The sequence below is a fragment of the Vreelandella aquamarina genome (assembly GCF_900110265.1).
Classification (GTDB): Bacteria; Pseudomonadota; Gammaproteobacteria; order Pseudomonadales; family Halomonadaceae; genus Vreelandella; species Vreelandella aquamarina.
The window spans coordinates 1-18,425 of record NZ_FODB01000012.1; the positions used below are offsets into that span (position 1 = coordinate 1).

An 18,425-nucleotide genomic window follows, 5' to 3' on the forward strand; every position below is an offset into this window, starting at 1 on the left:
CGTTGCGTGATCTGGCGGCAATGGAAGCGCCCACAAACCCGGCGCCGGAAACTCCTGGCACTGGGTCTGGACGAGCAACGTGCCTGGAAGTCAGCGGGAAATGGTCGAGGCCCTTGGTGGAACGCCGGAGCGTCGCACATGAATCAGGCCCTGCCACGGAAGTGGTTCGACCGTCTGGGTCTGATCTCGGTACTCGATACGGTAAGATGGCTTAGTCGTTCTTCATGAACCGCCGTGGTACGGAACCGTATGCCCGGTGGTGTGGGAGGGCGCCGGGGGTGACCCCGGCCCCTACCCGATTCTGCCCACTATATCAACGTGGCGCGATAGACAGGAGCAACAAGGCGGTGGCAAAAGCAAAAAGTGCCTTTGTCTGTACTGAATGTGGTGCAGAGTATCGTAAATGGCAGGGCCAGTGTACGAGCTGCCAAGAGTGGAACACGCTAACGGAGGTCAAGCTGGCAAGCGCTCGGCCCGGTAGCGGCACCACTACCGGGCGCGCCGGGTACGCAGGCGATCTATCACGAGATGTAGTCGACCTCAGTAATGTCGATTTAAGCGAGGTGCCAAGGCTGAGCTCCACCTTTGCAGAGTTTGACCGCGTGCTAGGCGGCGGCTTGGTGCCGGGCTCCGCCGTTTTGTTGGGTGGCAACCCAGGGGCTGGTAAATCGACGCTGCTGCTACAAACTGCCTGTAAGCTTGCCCAGCAGCGGCGTATTCTCTACGTCACGGGGGAGGAGTCGCTTTCCCAGGTGGCTATGCGCGCCCACCGCCTGCAGCTACCCACTAACGGGCTGAAGATGCTAGCGGAAACCAGCGTAGAGACGATCCTCGCGGTGGCCGAGCGGGAGAAACCGGAAATACTGGTGATTGATTCCATCCAAACCATGCACTTGGAAGATATCAGCTCTGCCCCTGGCGGCGTTGCCCAGGTACGCGAATCCGCTGCTGCGCTTACCCGCTTTGCCAAGCAGACTAATACCGTGCTGCTGCTGGTGGGTCACGTCACCAAGGATGGCACCCTTGCGGGCCCCAAAGTGCTAGAGCATATGATTGACGCCTCGCTGCTGCTGGAAGGCGGTGCCGACTCCCGCTTTCGGACGCTGCGTGGGCAGAAGAATCGCTTTGGCGCGGTCAATGAGTTGGGCGTATTCGCCATGCTGGAGCAGGGGCTGAAAGAGGTGAAAAACCCCAGCGCGATATTTCTTTCGCGTCAAGAGGAGCAAGCGCCGGGCAGTCTCGTCATGGTGGTGTGGGAAGGTACGCGACCCATATTGGTAGAGGTCCAAGCGCTGGTGGACGAGTCGGCACTAGGTAACCCGCGCCGCGTTGCCGTGGGGGTAGATCAAAACCGCCTCGCCATGCTATTAGCCGTTCTTAACCGTCACGGCGGACTGTTTACCGGCGATCAGGATGTATTTCTTAACGTGGTGGGCGGTGTCAAAGTGCTGGAAACCAGCGCCGACCTTGCCGTGCTGCTGGCGGTGGTTTCCAGTCTGCAGAACCGGGCTCTGCCCAAAGAGCTGGTCGTGTTTGGTGAAGTGGGCCTGTCTGGCGAGATACGCCCGGTACCCAGCGGCCAAGAGCGTATTGCAGAAGCCGCCAAACACGGCTTTTTACGCGCCATCGTGCCCCGTGCCAATGCGCCCAAGCAGGCGCCGAAAGGAATGGAAGTAATCCCCGTGGATAAATTGAGCGATGCTCTGGAAGCGCTGTAACCTCAGCTATGCTTATCATAAGGGCAGCTAAAGCCAAGGGTAGCGCGCTGCCCGTCATGGATGAAGCCCACTGGCAGTGGCTCTGCGACCCGCAAACTTCTGGCGGGCTGCTGATTAACGTAGACCCCGCATGGGAAGATGACGTTGAGCGTATTGGTCGTGAGTACGACCTAACGTTGGAGCCGTTCGGTACCCTAAAAGCACCCCAGGGAGACGCTAAAATCGAGGTTATTGGATGACCCTGCCGGGGGCGGTCAACCTACCGCTGATGGTGGATGAAGAGCGCCACCAGGTAGGCATTGCCTACAAGCAGCAGGGCCAGCAAGCCGCCATCGCGCTGGGTGAGCAGCTGGAAAGCGCAGCGCCAGCAGCTCTGCCAACGGATTGACGAAGCCGCGGCGGCAGGTGGTGGGGGTTAAGCGTGTTTCAGCCACTGGGTCATGACGCGATCTAACAGCGGTGCCAAGCGCTGAAAGCGCGTGGGGTCTTCCAGTATCTGCTCATCGGTTTGCACAAAGAGCCCGCTGGAAGGGCTTTTCGCCGTGGGCCGCTCGTTGGCGTTCAGCAGCGGTGCTACGCTGGCCTGGGTCGTTTCAAAGTGGCATAGCAGGCCCGCCACGCGGCCTGCGTCCCAGCTAAACCCTTGCAGCGGGGAGGCGGCACTGCCGCCTAATGGTAGCGCGCCATCGGGTAGGCTAAACACCAGGCGGTGCCACATAAAGGCCTCAAACTGCTCGGGTAGGTCGAAGGTGCTTTCCGGGGCTAGGGTGACAGTATGCCAGCCGGTTTCGGGGTAGGTGCCTGGGGCGACGACCGCCTCAAGCGCTTCCGCGATCCATAGCGCCCCTAGGCCAATGCCCAGAATAGGTTTTTGGCCGTCCAAGTAGCGATTGATCAGTTTGCGCTCCGCTTTATGCCAAGCGGGCGGTTCGCTCAACAGGGCTTCGGGGCCATCTAGCACGATGAGCGCATCGCACTCCCCAGGGCGAGGCGTGAGTTCGCCCGCGTAGAGGTGAAAAACGGTGTAACTATGGCCCATACTCTCAAGCCAGTCGGTCAGACGGGCGGGACCATGGTCAGGGCCGTGCTGTAGCAGATGAATATGCATGGTAATCTCCTCGCCGGCCGAGCACATCAAACGCCGCGGGGTCGCCCGCTGCGTGGGTGCGACGATAACGCATCGCGTTCATTTCACCAACTCAGTTTCACAGACTCAGTTTCATAGACTCAGTTTCACAAACATAGTGACCCAGGAAATCAGCATGGTGGCTAAACCCCAAGGATTTTATCAGCGGCTTCAACTGCTGCCGCTGCCCGCCCAGCAAGCATTTATGGCAGCGCTGTGCGAGCGGCTGTTACCCAACTACGCCCTTTATGAGCAAACCAGCGGCCATGGCGATGGGCACACCCTGCGCACTGTGCTGAATCTTGTATGGGAGCGCCTTAGCGTACCCAACGCCAGCATCGACTTTGCCCGCCAAGCGGAAAAGCTGGCCGAATGCGAGCCGCCGGAGGGCGATGAGAGTTTTGGCGCACGTCGGGCGCTGGATGCGGTCGTGTCGATCTCTGCGTTACTCGATACGCTGCAAGGCGAATCCCCCGAAGCCGTGCTGGATGTCAGCCGCACCTCGCGGGCTGGTGTACGGGCGTTCATCGAACTCACCGAAGGGGAAGTGGACGCTCAAGCATTGGCGCTGATCATTCGCGACCATCCGCTGATGGAAGACGAAAACGACTTCCAAGATGCGGTTCTGGAAGCGGTCAGCGGGTCGATCAATAAAACAACACTCAAAGAGATTCGCACGCTTGGGCGCAATAACGGCATTAGTAATTTGGGGCTAACACTGGATGAGGAAGCCGGGGCAGAGTAACTGCCCCAGCCTAAAACGTCGCGCGGCTTATAAGCGCATTTCAATGCCGCGCTCGGCCATATAGCGTTTTGCTTCTGGAATGGTGTACTCGCCAAAGTGGAAGATACTCGCCGCCAGCACCGCATCGGCACCGCCTTTAAGCACGCCATCCACCAAGTGATCTAAATTGCCGACGCCGCCGGAAGCAATTACCGGCACGCTCACCGCTTCAGAAATGGCATGGGTGACGCCTAGGTCAAAGCCAATCTTCGTGCCGTCGCGGTCCATGCTGGTCAGCAGCAGCTCGCCTGCGCCAAACTCGACCATTTCCTTGGCCCACTCCACCGCATCCAGGCCGGTGGGGCGACGGCCGCCGTGGGTGAAAATCTCCCAGCGGTCAGGCTCGCCTTCCTTAGACACTTTTTTAGCGTCAATCGCCACCACAATGCACTGGCTGCCAAAACGCTCGGCGGCTTCACGCACAAATTCGGGGTTCGTCACCGCCGCGGTATTGATTGAGACCTTATCGGCCCCAGCGTTCAGCATGGTGCGGATATCGTCGCAGGTACGAATGCCGCCTCCCACGGTTAAGGGAATAAACACCTCACCCGCAATACGCTCGACCATATCCACCGTGGTGGCGCGGTCTTCGTGGCTCGCGGTGATATCAAGAAAGGTGATTTCATCGGCACCCTGCTGGTTATAGCGCTGAGCGATCTCCACCGGGTCGCCCGCGTCACGAATACCCACAAAGTTAACGCCTTTCACCACGCGCCCGGCATCCACATCCAGGCAGGGGATAATGCGTTTGGCTAAGCTCATTCGCTACCTCCACTCAACTGATCGCTTAAGCGCTGGGCTTCAGCGACATCCAGGCTGCCTTCGTAAATCGCCCGTCCGGTAATTGCGCCCAAAATGCCGCTATCGGCGACATCGCACAGGGCACGAATATCGTCCAGATTGGTTACGCCGCCGGAGGCGATCACCGGTAGGCCGCCTTCGCGGGCCAGTGCGGCGGTGGCTTCCACATTGACACCCTGCATCATGCCGTCGCGGGCAATATCGGTGTACACAATGCTGGAAACACCGTCGTTAGCGAAGCGCTTGGCAAGCTCGGTAGCTTTGACGGTGGAGACTTCTGCCCAGCCATCGGTGGCCACATAGCCATCTTTGGCATCCAGGCCAACAATAATGTGGCCAGGGAAGGCGCGGCACATTTCACCCACAAACTCAGGCTCTTTGACCGCTTTGGTACCGATGATCACGTAAGAAACACCGGCGCTGAGGTAGTGTTCAATCGTCTCTGCCGAGCGGATGCCACCGCCAATTTGAATCGGCAGGTTCGGGTAAGCGCGGGCAATGGCGGTGACCGCCTCACCGTTCACCGGCTTGCCTTCAAAGGCACCGTTCAAATCCACTAGGTGCAAACGGCGCGCGCCTGCTTCTACCCAGCGCGCGGCCATGGCCACCGGGTCGTCGCCGTAGGAGGTCGCATCGTCCATGCGGCCCTGCTTTAAGCGCACACACTGGCCGTCTTTGAGATCGATCGCGGGAATTACCAACATAGTGAAACCTCTCAGGGCGTCCAGGTGACAAAATTTTCCAGCAGGCGCAGGCCCGCACGGGAGCTTTTTTCCGGGTGGAACTGCACGGCAAAGGTGGCGTCGCGGCCAATCGCCACGTGAGCGCTCACACTGCCGTACTGGGTGGTGCCGAATACCTGGGCATCGTCGGCGGCATTGACGTAATAGCTGTGCACGAAATAGAAGTGCTCATGATTATCGATGCCTGCCCAGAGCGGGTGGTCGTGGTGTTGATTCACCAGGTTCCAACCCATGTGCGGTACTTTCAAGCGCTGCTCTTGCGCGTCGCGCATATTGGCCGGGAAGCGGTCTACGCTGCCTTGGAAAAACCCCAAACAGTCCACGCCGCCATTCTCTTCGCTGCGCTCCATCAGCATCTGCTGGCCCACGCAAATGCCCAGCAGCGGTTTGGCTTGGCGGGTTAACACGTCATCCACTAGGCCGCGCAGTTCGGTGCGTTCGAGTTCGCCAACGCAGTCACGAATCGCCCCTTGGCCCGGCAGCACTAGACGGGTAGCGCCCAGAATACGCCGTGGGTCGCGGGTGATGATCACATTCTCATGGGTGACGTGCTCAAGCGCTTTAGCCACGGAGTGTAGGTTGCCCATTCCATAATCGATTACCGCAATGGTCATGAAGCGCTCCTTAAGGTCGTGGGCGATAGATTCGTAGGCGAGAGGCGTGCCGTTACGCCGCTAACCGCAACGATCGGCATTATAAGCTGCCTTTGGTAGAGGGCATTTGCCCAGCCATGCGCGGGTCTTCCGCAACGGCCATACGCAGTGCGCGGCCAAAGGCTTTGAAAATGGTTTCGGCCTGATGGTGAGCATTAAAGCCTTTTACGTTGTCGATATGCAGCGTCACTCGAGCATGGTTCACAAAGCCTTGGAAAAATTCCCAGAACAGCTGCGTATCCATACTGCCAATGGTATCGCGGGTGAACTCGACATTCATATAAAGGCCGGGGCGGCCGGAGAAATCAATCACTACCCGAGAGAGCGCCTCATCCAGCGGCACATAAGCGTGGCCGTAGCGGTAGATGCCGCGCTTATCGCCAATGGCCTCGTTGAATGCCTGGCCCAGGGTGATGCCCAAATCTTCAACGGTGTGGTGGTCGTCGATATGCAGGTCGCCTTTGGCATGAATATCGAGATCTACCATCCCATGCCGAGCCACTTGATCCAGCATGTGGTCTAGAAACGGAACGCCAGTTTCACAGTTCAAGCGGCCTTCGCCGTCAAGGTTGACGCTGACCGTAATCTGCGTTTCGTTGGTGTCACGGCTTACCGTGGCAATACGCGCTGACATGTTGCATCTCCTGCGCCGGGGCGCACTCTGAGGAATAATCGGCGGGCAGCAACTGCGGCCAAAACAACCATTATAGAGAATCGGCGCCCCCATCCGCTACAATGCGGGGAATGTCGCCGCTGTTTGCGGCGCTAACATAGCAGCCTAGCTGCGTTGGCAACGAGGATTTCACCATGCCGGTGACACTGCAATATGTCGACCAGGCCCGTTGGGAAGCAGAAGAGCAGGTGCGCATCGACTTAGTGCGCATATATGAAGACGCGCCCCAAGAGCGCATGCCCACTCCCACGGTTTTGCCATTTATCGAACAGCATTTAAAGGAACAGCAATTTTTTGCCTGTGCCCACTTCAATGACCGCCTGTTAGGCGCGGTGGCGGTGCAAGAAGCCGACGACCGCGCCTGGTGGCTGTCTGAGCTATGCGTGCGTAAAACTACGCGTCGTCGCGGTGTCGGCTCACGGCTGATGGCGCTAGTGGGCGAGCAAGCCAAGCAAGATGGCCGCGTACTGCGTATTGCTACCACCACTCTGCCGCTGGCAGACCGAGTACTGCTATCGAAATTAGGCTTTCGACCCGTTGCCGAGACCTCGTCTTCTGCCCCGGACCTGCCGGCGACCAGTGATTTTGTTGAGCTAGACCCACAAGGAAAAGGGTAATGAAACAGCTATTACGTATTTTGCTGGCCGCCATAGGCATTTTAGCCATTATGGCAGTGGCCGCCGTGGTGTACGTCACCACCTTTTTAGACCCAGAAGACTTCAAACCACGCTTAACCGCTGTGGTAGAGGAGCAAACCGGCCTGAACTTAGCTCTGGAAGGCCCGATTACCTGGTCGTTTTACCCTCGTATTGGTGTCAGCGTTGAGCAGGCGCGCGCCTGGCTGCCTGATCAAGCACAAGATGAAACCGCCTTCGCCGCCATTAACCGTGCTGAAGTGAGCGTTGCCTTTGCTCCGCTGCTGCGCGGAGAGATTGCCGTGGATGGCCTGACGCTGGATGGCATGCGCCTCAATTTGGAGAAGAACGCTGAAGGCGAGGGCAACTGGCAGCCGCTGTTGGAGCGACTCTCTGAGCACAACAACGAATCCGCTGAAACCGTGCTAGCTCCGGCAAGTGCTGGCCCCAATGCCGATGCAGGCAGCCTCTCGGTGGTATTAAGCATCGCCAGCGTCGAAGTAAAAAATGCTGATATTCGTTACCGCGATGAGCAGAATCAAGCGCTCTGGCGGGTTCAGCCGCTGAATATTTCAGGCACCAATGTGAATCCGGTGCGCTCCTTCCCGCTAAAAGCCATGTTCACGCTTACTAAGCATGACCGGCTGGATGCCGAAGAGCTTGAGCGCGCGCCAAACATGACCAGCGAGGTAAATCTTGAAACACGCCTGCGGCTTGGCCTAGAAGATGAACAGATCATCTTTGAAAACACCCAGCTAACCACGCATACCCGTCAGGGCGAAGCCAGCGAACCGCAGCAGCTCAGCTTAAAAGCGGCTGAAATTGTTGCCCGTTTAGCTGAGCAACAACTAAGCGTTACCGAAGGCGTGCTGGAAGCTGGGCTGCGCCACCCAGAAAACTGGCAAGGCAGTCTTGCCGTTGCCCTAGCATTTGGCCTGGAAACCGATTTTGCCGCCCAAACCGCGCAGCTTAAAGAGGTTCAGCTCACCGGGCCGGACGGCCTGCGTGTAAGCGGCCACTTGAATGTCGAGCAACTGCTGGACGCGCCGCAGTACAGCGGGCAACTGACCGCCGCGCCGTTTACGCTGCGGCCTTGGATTTCCCGCACGGGTGTGAAGCTTAATACTGCTAGCGAAGCCGCACTTAGCGATGTCGCGCTCACCAGCCCCATCGAAGGCAGCTTGAAGCGTATCTCCCTGCCGCGCCTCTCGCTGGTGGTGGATGACAGCACCTTTACCGGCGATATTGCCGCCGCGCTGGATGGTACCCAGCTCTCCTTCAACCTAGAAGGCGATACGCTCAATCTGGATCACTACCTGCCTGGCCCCGAAACCGCGCAGCAAGCCAGCCGTGGCCTGCTGCGTAAAGCCTTTGCTCAAACCAGCGGAACGCTGCTGCCCCAGGCATGGTTAAGTACGCTCACCCTTCAGGGCGATTTGAGCGTCGACCAACTGCTACTGGCTGGGCTGACTTTTGACGATACCCAGCTGGCGCTGCGCGGTGAAAACGGCAACCACCGCCTCACTGCCTTTGAGTCCCGTTTCTACGAAGGGGAGTTGAGCGCCACCGGCCAGCTGGATGCCACCAGTAATGTACTGGAGTGGCAGCTCTCGCCCAGCATTAGCAATGTGCAGGTCGCGCCGTTAATCGAAACCTTTAGCGAAGAAGAGGCCCCGCTGCGCGGACGCTTCAACCTAGACGGCGCGCTGACTACCCAAGGCAACCGCCGCGATGTGCTCACCAGCAACCTCAACGGCGAATTAACCGCGCGGCTCAACGATGGCGTGATTCTACGCACCAACATCTCCCGAGAGATGTGCGAGCTGGTCGCCCAGCAGGAAGGCCAGCAGGTAGAGCGCGAATGGCACCCAGACACTCGCTTTGAACGCTTTGACGCCACCTTCCAAGTGCGCAATGGCATTGTAGAGAGTGACGACCTGCTGATTACCCTGCCGGGCATCGACGTGCAAGGGGAGGGTGACTTCAACCTCAACAGCCTCAACTTCACGACACAGGTGAACGTACGGCTAGTGGATACCGCTGACGCTGCTTGCCAAGTCAACCCACGGCTTCAGCAGCTATCGCTGCCGGTACGCTGTGAAGGCCATGTAGGCGATGACAAAACCCAGTGGTGCCGTTTCGACCGCACCGCCTTCGAAGCATCGGTTGTTGATTTGCTGCGTAACGAAGCCGGGAGCCGAGTAGAAAAAGAGCTAGAAGAGCGGATTGGTGAATCCATTGACCGCATTGATGAGCGCTTAGGCGAAGGCGCAGGCCAAGAGCTGCGTGACGGTATTCGTCGCCTGTTTAACTAACCAAAGACGGCTTAACGCCTAACCGCGTTAACGCAACACGCACCGCACGCGCCGGCCTTACCGCCGGCGCTGTCGTTCATAGCGAGTGTTTAAGGAATAACAATGGCCGATATGCCCACGCCGTGCCTACCGGCGGAAGAGTTTCAACACCGGCTGCTCACTTGGTTTGACAAGCATGGCCGCCACGACCTGCCTTGGCAGTCGCCCCGCAGCGCCTACCGGGTGTGGGTGTCTGAAATTATGCTGCAGCAAACCCAAGTGACTACAGTGATTTCCTACTTTGAGCGCTTTATGGCCCGCTTCCCCACGCTGGAAGCCCTGGCCACCGCGCCGCAAGATGACGTATTGCACCACTGGACGGGCCTGGGCTATTACGCCCGTGCCCGCAACCTGCACAAAGCGGCCCAGGTCGCCATGGAAGAGCACGGTGGCGAGCTACCCACCGAGAGCGTAGAAACGCTGATGGCGCTACCTGGTATTGGCCGCTCTACCGCTGGCGCGATTATCGCCCAAAGCACCGGCCGGCAGGCCGCTATTCTGGATGGCAATGTAAAGCGCTCGCTCACCCGTCTACACGCGGTAGCGGGCTGGCCGGGCAAGCCAGCAGTAGAACGCTCGCTGTGGGCGCTGGCCGAATACTTTACGCCCACCACACGGCTGGCGGATTACACCCAAGCCGTGATGGATTTTGGCGCGACACTGTGTAAGCGCAGCAACCCCGACTGCTCGATATGCCCGTTTAGTGACGTATGCCGCGCCTACGCCCAAGGCGAGCCGCAGCGCTACCCAGTATCTAAGCCCAAAAAAGCCACTCCCACCCGTGAGACCATTATGCTGATGCTACGCGACCCGCAAGGGCGCGTGTGGCTAGAGCAGCGGCCACCCAGCGGCCTATGGGGCGGTTTATGGAGCCTGCCGCAGTTTGAACGCCACAGCGAACTCAACGACTGGCTGGAAGACAACACCAAAGCCCCCGAGCGTCACGCTGCGCTGCCCAGCTTCACCCATACCTTCAGCCACTTTAAGCTGGTGATTACGCCGCAGCCTGTTACCTGCGAACGAATCAGCGGCGTTCGCGAAAGCGGCGTATGGTATGACGTTAATCATCCACCTGCGCTAGGCTTAGCGGCACCGGTCAAATCGCTGTTAAGCCAGCTGGCACCGTTTACCCTAGATCCAACCCCAGGGCCTTCTTACTAACACCACAGGCTGACAGCCACCTACACACAACGTACTCAATAGGAGCACGCCATGAGCAACACGGTTTTCTGCCGTAAGTACCAACAAGAGCTACCCGCGCTGCCGTTCCCGCCGCTACCGGGTAAGCAGGGCCAAGAAATTCAGGCCACGGTATCTAAAAAAGCGTGGGAAGAGTGGCAGGCGCTGCAAACCCGCCTGATCAATGAGAAGCACCTCAACATGCTGGAGCCAGAAGCACGCGCCTATCTAATGGATCAGATGCAGCGCTTCCTAGATAACGAAACCACCGACCAAGCAGAAGGGTACGTGCCGCCCAGCCAGGCATAAACCTAGAAACGCAGCGCAAAGCCACGAATGGCGTGGCCTTTGCCGTTTTTGGTTTAACGCCTGATGTGCCCTAAGCACGTGACTAGAAAGAAAGTTTCACAAAGGTGTTGACGAAAAGAGGAGCTTTTGGTTTAATACGCACCGTTGGCAAGGGCCAGATAGCTCAGTTGGTAGAGCAGGGGATTGAAAATCCCCGTGTCGGCGGTTCGATTCCGTCTCTGGCCACCACAACGTTGGGGTATCGCCAAGTGGTAAGGCACCGGTTTTTGGTATCGGCATTCCCAGGTTCGAATCCTGGTACCCCAGCCATTGCCAACAAGATTTCTTGTTGATTGGCTAGTCTAACGGCAACCCAATCAAGTTCTCAAGAAAATGCGAAGCGCCGACATAGCTCAGTTGGTAGAGCAACTGACTTGTAATCAGTAGGTCCCGGGTTCGACTCCTGGTGTCGGCACCACTTAAGTGGTTGATAAGCAAAGCATTTGAGATAATGATCAAGCCGCCTTTCGAGGCGGCTTTTTCGTATGTGTCTACAAAGTGTCTACAGCGGTAGACATAGCCAGGGGATTGTACTTGGTCGCTTCCTCCAGGTGATCCGGTGCAAAGTGTGCGTAACGCATGGTCATGGTGATCGACTGATGACCAAGTATTTGTTGCAGCACCAGGATGTTTCCCCCGTTCATCATAAAGTGACTCGCAAACGTGTGACGTAGTACGTGGGTTAACTGTCCTTCCGGTAGTTCTATCTTGAGTTCTTTAATGACGCGGGCAAAAGCTTTGTAGCGGTTGCCGAATAGGCGTCCGAGCTTTCGTCGCTGGCGTAGCTGCTTGGCCAAGTCGGGGTCGATGGGGACGGTGCGGGTTTTGCCTGACTTGGTACCCACAAAGACGATGCGATCCTGACGGACGTTTTCCGCTCGAAGTGTTTGGGCTTCGCCCCAGCGTGCGCCGGTCGAGAGGCATATCACGGTGATGTAATAGCAGTCGTCAGTCTCCTGGGCGCGGAGGTGGTCGAGTAGCCGTGCGATCTGGTAGCTGTCGAGGTAGCCTTTTTCGGTTTCGTCGGTGCGTACCTTACGGACTTTTTGCATCGGGTTGCCGTGTGGCCACAGCGATAAGCGCTCTAACTCTGAAAACACCGCGGTTAGATAGGTGTGTTCGTGGTTGATGGTGTTGGCTTTGACTTCCTTTAGCCGTTGGGCGCGGTACTCGACCCACTGCTGGGCCGTGAATTTTTTAGCGAGTGGGTTGCCCAGGGCGTTGGCGAGTTTGCGGAGTGAGCGAACGCGATCCGGCGCACTCTTCAAGGTGTGACCGTGGTGTTCGTACCACTGCTCGACAAGATCTAGCAGACGCCTTTTATCGCTGCGGAGGTCGGACATATCTTCACCGGCAGCCCCTTGCCCCATGATTTTGGCTTCGAAGCGTTTAGCGACGGATTGCTGCTTGAAAATACGGCGTACCCTTGGGCCATAACGACCCGCTGGCCAGCAGTCGACTTGCCAGCCCGTTTTGACTTTCTTAATGCCCATGCTTACGCCGCCTTGCCTACTAATCGTCGTTCTATAAGCTTCTGTTCGACTATCTGTCGGAATTGGCCGGAGTCGACCCCGCGACGGCGGTAGTATTCTGCTAGGTCTTCCCAAATGCCGGAGCGTTGGAGGTAGCGAACGGCTTGATGGGTGCGGAAGCCTTGGCGGGCGTAGATGCTAATGAGGTTGCCAAACGCGAGAGTAACGTTCTTTTCATTGCCCAGCCCAGGCTCTTTGCGCGCTCGTTTGTACATGAACCCAGGCTCATGGCAGTAGAAGCGGGCATCTTCCTGCATGACTTGCCATGCGGGATCAATCAAATTACGGCGTGCATCCAGGCGGTAAGACTGCATCGCGGTACGCCAGAGGCCGGAGAGATGCGGTACCACATCAATGAAGCGGTTAAAGCCGTGGGAGTCGTCCAGAACTTCGCCGGTATCAACGTTGCAGGGGATGCCTTGGGCGAATTCTCTCAGCACTGATTGATGAAAGCGCAGTTCGATACGCCAGACGGTTTCTTCTGGGTTGTAGGTGCCGTTTAGGTCGTCATCGACGGCGTTTTGCCAGATGCCTTCCCAGAAGTGCATTTTGTCGCGGTGCTTGGCTTCTAAGGTCTTGTTGTAGATACAGCATTGCAGCGCGCCTGCTGTGCCAAACATGTAGGTTTCACCGCGTCCGTAAGTAGTTGCAATGGTGTTGTGAGCAAACTCTAAGTCGTCGATGCCGTCGATCCGCATGATCTTCTTGGAGCGGGTAACGAAGCACTCCATAAAGTCCTTGGGTGGCTCCCAGCCTTGTACGTCTAACGCTAAGTGTATTGCACAGCCAATCGGTTCAACGTGGGAAAGCATGTGTGCCGCGATGTTATACATGAAGTCTTGGCACTGCTGCGGGCTGCGCTCCTGAATGAAATGCGGAGAGAGTTCAATTTTCAGGTGGGTTCCGATGGTGTCTATCTTGGTGTGCCGTGCCTGGAAGAATACGATCACGCCTAGCTCATTGTTTTGCAGGCGGTAGCGGAAGCCGGAACCGGCCGCACCGGCCCCCACTGCCCACTCCACGTCAAAGAGGTTCATGGTGGCCCCTTTGCCTTCGTTGTAGACCTCGATAATTTCATTGAAATGGTGCAGGCAAGGCTCGCCCTGGTAGAGCTGCCGTACCGTGTCCACGCCTGCATTCAGTAAACGAAGTTCGTTAAGCTCACGCTGACCTGCCGAGCTAATCAACAGTTTTCCAAACGGGTCTTGCTCGCCTTTTTCCAGTGACGTAAGTGAGTAACGGTTCCAGCGTTCCATGACCTATTCCCTTAATTTTTTAAATGTTGGTACGTGCTGTAATGAGCTGTTTTAACGGGTTTCTTTGTTACTCTGCGAGACGTGTTACAGGGATGGTCTCGACCTCCCGCCGCCAGCCCGTCACCCCCTGCTGCGCATAGGGTGACGGGCTGGCGGCAGGCGGTATGCGTTCATTTATTTGGGTCGCGTCATAGCGGGGTAACACGGTGGCTTGAAGCAGTACGTGTAGGTTGGTGCGCTGGGTAGAGGTGGATTCGTTTTGGAATAAACGACCGGCAACAGGGACGCTAGAGAGGCCTGGAACGCCAGAGACCTGGGAACGGTCATCTTGTGACGAGAGGCCACCGAGTAGCAGGGTTTGGCCGGAGCGAATTTGTACGGTGGTGTTGATTTGGCGCTGGTTGGTGATGATGTCAGACGCAAGTAGCGAGTCCGTAAGAGAGTCGGCAGAGGTGGTGATATCCATGATCACTAAGCCGGAGGCGGTGACGACCGGCAGCACGTTTAAGCGTATGCCTACGTCACGGCGTTCAATGGTCTGGAAGGGGCTGTTAACGTCCGCTGATTCGCCAGTGACGCGACCCGTGACAAACGGGACATTCTGACCAATGGAAATGGTGCCACGCTTACCGGAAAGCGTGAGAATTTGCGGTGTGGATAACACGTTAGAGCGTGAGTCACGCTGTAAGGCATTGATCGCAAACGCCAGAATATCACCGTCGAAGATCCCGAAGGTACCACCGGAGGAGGCTAGCGACGTTCCCAGATTGGCGGTGTTAAAGCCACCTGCCACGCGAGAACCCGTAGTCGGTGTAGTGCGTCCAAGCGCTACGCCAAGATCGAAGGTATCCCCATCGGTGGTTTCAAAAATCACTGCCTGGATGAGTAGCTGGGGGTGTGCAACGTCTACTTGGGGGATGAAGCCTTGAAGTTGTTCAAGCTGCTTTTCTGGGCCCTTGGCAAGTATGGCGTTTGAGGCATGAAGTACCTGAACCCGTGGCGGTGTGGTGCCTTCCTGAGTGTTTTGCGTGAGAAAGCTGGTGACCAACGGCGCAATATCATCAGCACGCACGTTATCAAAGGCAAATAAATGAGTCGCCTGCGGTTCTGGCGGTGGCGTCAGCGTGGGCGCGTTGGTGATCGCGGCGGCGGGGTCGAGCGTTTCCTGCACCGGTGCCATATTCGTGGGCTGTTGTTGGCTAGACGGTGCCACGGTGGGCGGGTTGCCTGGGAGGATGGTGTAGCCGTGGGAACTCAACACGCCCTGGAAGAATTCGTCTAGCTGGTGATCGGGCACGTCGGGGGCGTAGACAGTGAGAGTGCCGGTGGCCGTGGGGTGAATCGCCAACGGGGTGTCGGTTTGTTCAACGTACCAGCGCACGAAGTCCCGAATGTCGGTGTCTTGCATTTGAATGGGCGTGGCGTGGGCGGTGCTGGTGAGCGTGGCCAGGGCGATGGCGGCGACGGTGTTAGCAGCGAACTTCTTCATGGGTGACTCCATTTTCTATGCGAACGAGGCAAGCATTCACGGGGACGATGGCGAAGCCTTGGCGGCTGAGGTCGTCGGTGGTGGACGTGTTGCGGTTGCTATCAATGAGGCGGTAGGTGGTGCGGTCGCCAAACTGGCTAAAGCTGGCGATGCGGGTCGTGCTGAGGTCGGGTAGTTGCTGGGGAGTGGCAGTGGGTTGTTCTTGGGCGCGAGCATTCACACGGTCGGCGACGAGTACCGATACCGTTAAGAACGCGCCCAGCCCAAACGAAGCCAGGGAGAGAAACGGGCGGTTAAAGCGTTTCCAATAAATACGGGTCATCTTCATGTAGAACCTCGCGTCACGCGGTACGCGGTGCATGCCGTGGGTGTACCAGGGCGGCAGCATGGAGTACGTGCCGTGGGGGTAGTGGTCGGAGAAGGCTTGTTTGGTGTCGTAAGCGGGGTAGAGGGCGCGGCCAGTGTAGGTCCAGCGTTCGACGGTCATGCTCTGGGGGGAATCCCCATATTTCACGATGCCGAGGTGAACTTTCGGTAATGGAACTTTTGAACCAGTGAAAAAAGAGTAAATACCGCCCACAAACGGTAGGGTGACGCGATCCAGGCGGCGGCAGTAAACGACGTGTTCTGCGAGTGCTACGCGAGCTTGCTTGTCCATGATCGACAGGTCTTGAATGAGGAAAATAATGTCCCATCCAAGTTTTCGGGCATGGAGAAACCAGTTAATAACGTCTTGGCGGCTTTTATCGTTCCAGGATCGGGCGTTGAACCACGTGCCGCATTCATCCAGCACTAATAAGCCGTTTTTATTTTCGTCGTAAGAGTCGGTACCGGTACCAATAGACTCCAGATCGGCCAGGACAGGTTTATCAGGGATGCGGTAGCAGAGGGTTTGCTTTGGATTTTCACCAATGAGCTTATCGAGGTTTAAGTCCAGGTTGGTGGCGACCTTGCAACCGCGATTGAGCTTATCCTTAATCTTACCCACGGCCACCAGGGTTTTTCCCGCGCCAAGTTTGCCGGTAACAACATAAACAGCCATTAGAGAACGGGCCTCCCTTGCTCCCAGTCGATTAACTGGCGTTTTTGCTGGAACACCCAAACAGCGACTTTGCTGCCATAGATGGCAGACATACAGGCTTCAAAGTTATTAGGCTTGATAGCGGCGATACCTTGGGAAAGGTCGGCAGGTAGGGAGGCACTAATGCCGCTAATGATGGCCGAAAACGTGACAGCAAGACCGACCAAAAGAGAGATGTAGAGCGTTGTCCAAATGAGGATGCCCGCTAAGCGGTTAGTGACTCGGGAAGCGATGCGGGTAACAATCCATTCCAGAATGCGGGTGACAAATGCAATCACCGCACCCATGCCAAGCATTGCAGGTAGCGCCATTTATGCAGTCCTCTGGCCAGAACGGAAGAACGTGTCGATCACACTAACGACCGTCCAGAAATAAATGATCCAGGAGAGCCAAGCCTTAATGGTGTTAAAGGCTTGGCAGGAAATTTCCATCACGCCGAACTGGAGCGGGGTGCAGGAGCCTGACGGTAATGAAGGAAGGCGAGAGACAACTTGATCAGCAATGCCAGAGCTAGACCCATCGCCGATTTGATCCATTAAGGTGTTAACCTCGTCGTTATAGCCTTGTTGCTCCTCGGCTAATCCATCGAGGGTTTGATCCATACTGGAGGAGTTAAAAAGGTCGTCACCGTTACCAAGGTCTTCGGTAAAACGAGAAGCAAGGTCATCGACGAGACCGTTAAACAGGTTCGAGATACCATCTAAAAGGCCATCCCCCTCGGTGCCTTCCCCATCGCTTTCACCTTCACCTTCGCCAGAGCCAAACGCATTAATGGCATCGACAATAGACGTGCCAAGGGCATCGAGAGAGCCAGACAATGTGCCGGTTTGATCATTTAATGCACCGGTAATGGTGTCAGTCTGGCTGTCGAGGGAGTTGGAAAGCGTATCTGTTTGATTGCTAAGCGCACCGCTCAAAGCATCTGTTTGAGCAGAGGTCGCGTTGTTTAGCTCATTGGTCTGATTGTTAATTGAACTAGTGACATCATTAGACAGGGCATTGATAGCGTTGCGGTTGGATTGGCCAGCGGAGCCGATAGCCTCAATAATGCCGGATTCGTCAAACTCAAAATCCGGTACGGTAGAGCCGCCACCAGAACTACCACCGCCACCCGAGGAACCGCCGGAACCATCGCCGGAATCGTTACCGCCATCACTGCCGCCGGAATCACCACCAGAATCGCCGCCATCGTTACCGCCTGGGTCGGTGGGGTCGGTAGGGTTTGTTGGGTCGGTAGGATCACCGCCGCCAGTATCACCACCAGAGCCGCCACCGGAACTCGGCTTTGAATAGGTATTGCCGTCTGAACCTACATATTCAAAATAGTCAGGCGCGCTATCCCAATCAACTAGATATGATTTATCACCAATCGCAACACAACTGGAGTTATCAGAGCAACCACCAGGAAGCTCCGTTAAATAATCGTTACCGGAAAAATCAACTACTGAAAACGTGCCGTCACCCTCTCCCCAAGCACCATTTAAAGGAGAGTCAGGAATATAAGCGCGAAGCTCACCAGTTGACTCTGAAACTATATCTAAAGTACACGAAACACCACCTCCTGCATCATAACAAGCAGAAACTGAACTACTAGCAGAAATAGAACAGGCACCACCATGAGTTTTTACAGAGCCGCCAGTTTGAAGATAATTAGCAGAAGATGGAGATACGTTGATAGATGAGCCGTTTTCAGAATTACATTCATCATCATCAAGAGCAGAAAAAAATATAGGCTCCTTTTCAACAAGATCATCTTCGGTAAGCGAAGAAAGACTCTTAGTGTATACCATATAATAAGTGTAACTGCCTTGAGTATAACTCCTAAGCCAACAAGCTTTCGTTGAAGTGCATCGTTCAGACATTAAACTCTGCGCTCTAGAAAGATCAGTAGTGGTATTACCATACCCAAAACTTTCAGCACGCCAAGCAAAAGAATAATCAGAAAACACCATTAAAAAAGGCGTTAAAGTGGATAATAAAACGGCTTTTTTAATCATGTTGTCCTCGTTATATAAAAAGGGGCGTTTCCGCCCCTTGGTTGTCCCTTGCTTAG

At 56.4% G+C, this 18,425-nt stretch carries 17 protein-coding genes, 3 tRNA genes and 2 pseudogenes; 11 read left to right on the forward strand and 11 right to left on the reverse strand.

Annotation, left to right across the window (positions count from 1 at the left end; all coding sequences use genetic code 11):
• Positions 1–347 precede the first annotated feature (347 nt).
• The 3 genes and pseudogenes from radA to BMY49_RS17160 form a co-directional block, all read left to right on the forward strand.
• The gene (gene radA / locus BMY49_RS04740; protein ID WP_044630452.1) at positions 348–1,718 is read left to right on the forward strand and encodes a DNA repair protein RadA; all 1,371 of its coding nucleotides are present in this window, start codon (positions 348–350) and stop codon (positions 1,716–1,718) included.
• Positions 1,719–1,750: 32 nt separating this feature from the next.
• Positions 1,751–1,957 (forward strand): annotated as a pseudogene (locus BMY49_RS04745) (selenide, water dikinase SelD); the annotation flags it as partial.
• Positions 1,958–1,959: 2 nt separating this feature from the next.
• Positions 1,960–2,076: pseudogene (locus BMY49_RS17160) on the forward strand (tRNA 2-selenouridine(34) synthase MnmH); the annotation flags it as partial.
• 57 nt (positions 2,077–2,133) lie between these two features.
• On the opposite strand, the gene BMY49_RS04750 reads toward BMY49_RS17160, so the two are convergent.
• Positions 2,134–2,826, reverse strand: coding sequence for a type 1 glutamine amidotransferase (locus BMY49_RS04750; protein WP_089675022.1), 693 nt, complete (start codon positions 2,824–2,826; stop codon positions 2,134–2,136).
• A 154-nt stretch (positions 2,827–2,980) separates the two neighbouring features.
• On the opposite strand from BMY49_RS04750, the gene BMY49_RS04755 reads away from it, so the two are divergent.
• Positions 2,981–3,589, forward strand: coding sequence for a YjaG family protein (locus BMY49_RS04755; protein ID WP_062361785.1), 609 nt, complete (start codon positions 2,981–2,983; stop codon positions 3,587–3,589).
• A gap of 27 nt (positions 3,590–3,616) precedes the next feature.
• Here the strand turns inward: BMY49_RS04755 and hisF are convergent, their stop codons facing one another.
• From hisF to hisB, 4 genes are all read right to left on the reverse strand, one after another.
• A complete protein-coding gene (hisF, locus tag BMY49_RS04760) occupies positions 3,617–4,390 on the reverse strand; it encodes an imidazole glycerol phosphate synthase subunit HisF (RefSeq protein ID WP_044630457.1) in 774 nt (257 codons plus the stop codon).
• On the reverse strand, positions 4,387–5,133 hold the full coding sequence (hisA, locus tag BMY49_RS04765; protein ID WP_044630458.1) for a 1-(5-phosphoribosyl)-5-[(5-phosphoribosylamino)methylideneamino]imidazole-4-carboxamide isomerase: 747 nt from the start codon (positions 5,131–5,133) through the stop codon (positions 4,387–4,389). The genes hisF and hisA overlap by 4 nt, the downstream gene beginning before the upstream one ends.
• Positions 5,134–5,144: 11 nt before the next feature.
• Positions 5,145–5,786: an imidazole glycerol phosphate synthase subunit HisH gene (gene hisH / locus BMY49_RS04770; protein ID WP_044630459.1), complete on the reverse strand. Its 642-nt coding sequence runs from the start codon at positions 5,784–5,786 to the stop codon at positions 5,145–5,147.
• A 79-nt stretch (positions 5,787–5,865) separates the two neighbouring features.
• The gene (gene hisB / locus BMY49_RS04775; protein ID WP_044630460.1) at positions 5,866–6,459 is read right to left on the reverse strand and encodes an imidazoleglycerol-phosphate dehydratase HisB; all 594 of its coding nucleotides are present in this window, start codon (positions 6,457–6,459) and stop codon (positions 5,866–5,868) included.
• Positions 6,460–6,632: 173 nt separating this feature from the next.
• On the opposite strand from hisB, the gene BMY49_RS04780 reads away from it, so the two are divergent.
• From BMY49_RS04780 to BMY49_RS04810, 7 genes are all read left to right on the forward strand, one after another.
• On the forward strand, positions 6,633–7,115 hold the full coding sequence (locus BMY49_RS04780) for a GNAT family N-acetyltransferase (protein ID WP_044630461.1): 483 nt from the start codon (positions 6,633–6,635) through the stop codon (positions 7,113–7,115).
• Positions 7,115–9,448 (forward strand): AsmA family protein, encoded by a 2,334-nt coding sequence (locus BMY49_RS04785; protein WP_089675024.1) that lies wholly within the window; start codon positions 7,115–7,117, stop codon positions 9,446–9,448. Before BMY49_RS04780 ends, BMY49_RS04785 begins: the two co-directional genes overlap by 1 nt.
• Before the next feature lie 102 nt (positions 9,449–9,550).
• Positions 9,551–10,648: an A/G-specific adenine glycosylase gene (gene mutY / locus BMY49_RS04790; RefSeq protein ID WP_089675026.1), complete on the forward strand. Its 1,098-nt coding sequence runs from the start codon at positions 9,551–9,553 to the stop codon at positions 10,646–10,648.
• A gap of 51 nt (positions 10,649–10,699) precedes the next feature.
• Positions 10,700–10,975, forward strand: a complete 276-nt coding sequence (locus BMY49_RS04795) for an oxidative damage protection protein (RefSeq protein ID WP_062361802.1) — start codon at positions 10,700–10,702, stop codon at positions 10,973–10,975.
• Between the two features lie 152 nt (positions 10,976–11,127).
• A tRNA-Phe gene (locus tag BMY49_RS04800) sits at positions 11,128–11,203 on the forward strand.
• A 6-nt stretch (positions 11,204–11,209) separates the two neighbouring features.
• A tRNA-Gln gene (locus BMY49_RS04805) sits at positions 11,210–11,284 on the forward strand.
• A 72-nt stretch (positions 11,285–11,356) separates the two neighbouring features.
• Positions 11,357–11,432, forward strand: a tRNA-Thr gene (locus tag BMY49_RS04810).
• 73 nt (positions 11,433–11,505) lie between these two features.
• Here the strand turns inward: BMY49_RS04810 and BMY49_RS04815 are convergent.
• The 6 genes from BMY49_RS04815 to BMY49_RS17540 all read right to left on the reverse strand — a co-directional run bounded on the left by BMY49_RS04815 (position 11,506) and on the right by BMY49_RS17540 (position 18,369).
• On the reverse strand, positions 11,506–12,507 hold the full coding sequence (locus BMY49_RS04815) for a phage integrase (RefSeq protein WP_089675028.1): 1,002 nt from the start codon (positions 12,505–12,507) through the stop codon (positions 11,506–11,508).
• Positions 12,508–12,509: 2 nt separating this feature from the next.
• Positions 12,510–13,802, reverse strand: a complete 1,293-nt coding sequence (locus BMY49_RS04820; protein ID WP_089675030.1) for a hypothetical protein — start codon at positions 13,800–13,802, stop codon at positions 12,510–12,512.
• Between the two features lie 67 nt (positions 13,803–13,869).
• Positions 13,870–15,291 (reverse strand): secretin N-terminal domain-containing protein, encoded by a 1,422-nt coding sequence (locus BMY49_RS04825; RefSeq protein ID WP_089675032.1) that lies wholly within the window; start codon positions 15,289–15,291, stop codon positions 13,870–13,872.
• Positions 15,272–16,333, reverse strand: coding sequence for a zonular occludens toxin domain-containing protein (locus tag BMY49_RS04830; RefSeq protein ID WP_089675034.1), 1,062 nt, complete (start codon positions 16,331–16,333; stop codon positions 15,272–15,274). The genes BMY49_RS04825 and BMY49_RS04830 overlap by 20 nt, the downstream gene beginning before the upstream one ends.
• The gene (locus BMY49_RS04835) at positions 16,333–16,683 is read right to left on the reverse strand and encodes a DUF5455 family protein (protein ID WP_089675036.1); all 351 of its coding nucleotides are present in this window, start codon (positions 16,681–16,683) and stop codon (positions 16,333–16,335) included. Before BMY49_RS04835 ends, BMY49_RS04830 begins: the two co-directional genes overlap by 1 nt.
• The gene (locus BMY49_RS17540) at positions 16,684–18,369 is read right to left on the reverse strand and encodes a hypothetical protein (RefSeq protein ID WP_208596168.1); all 1,686 of its coding nucleotides are present in this window, start codon (positions 18,367–18,369) and stop codon (positions 16,684–16,686) included.
• Between the last annotated feature and the right edge of the window lie 56 nt (positions 18,370–18,425).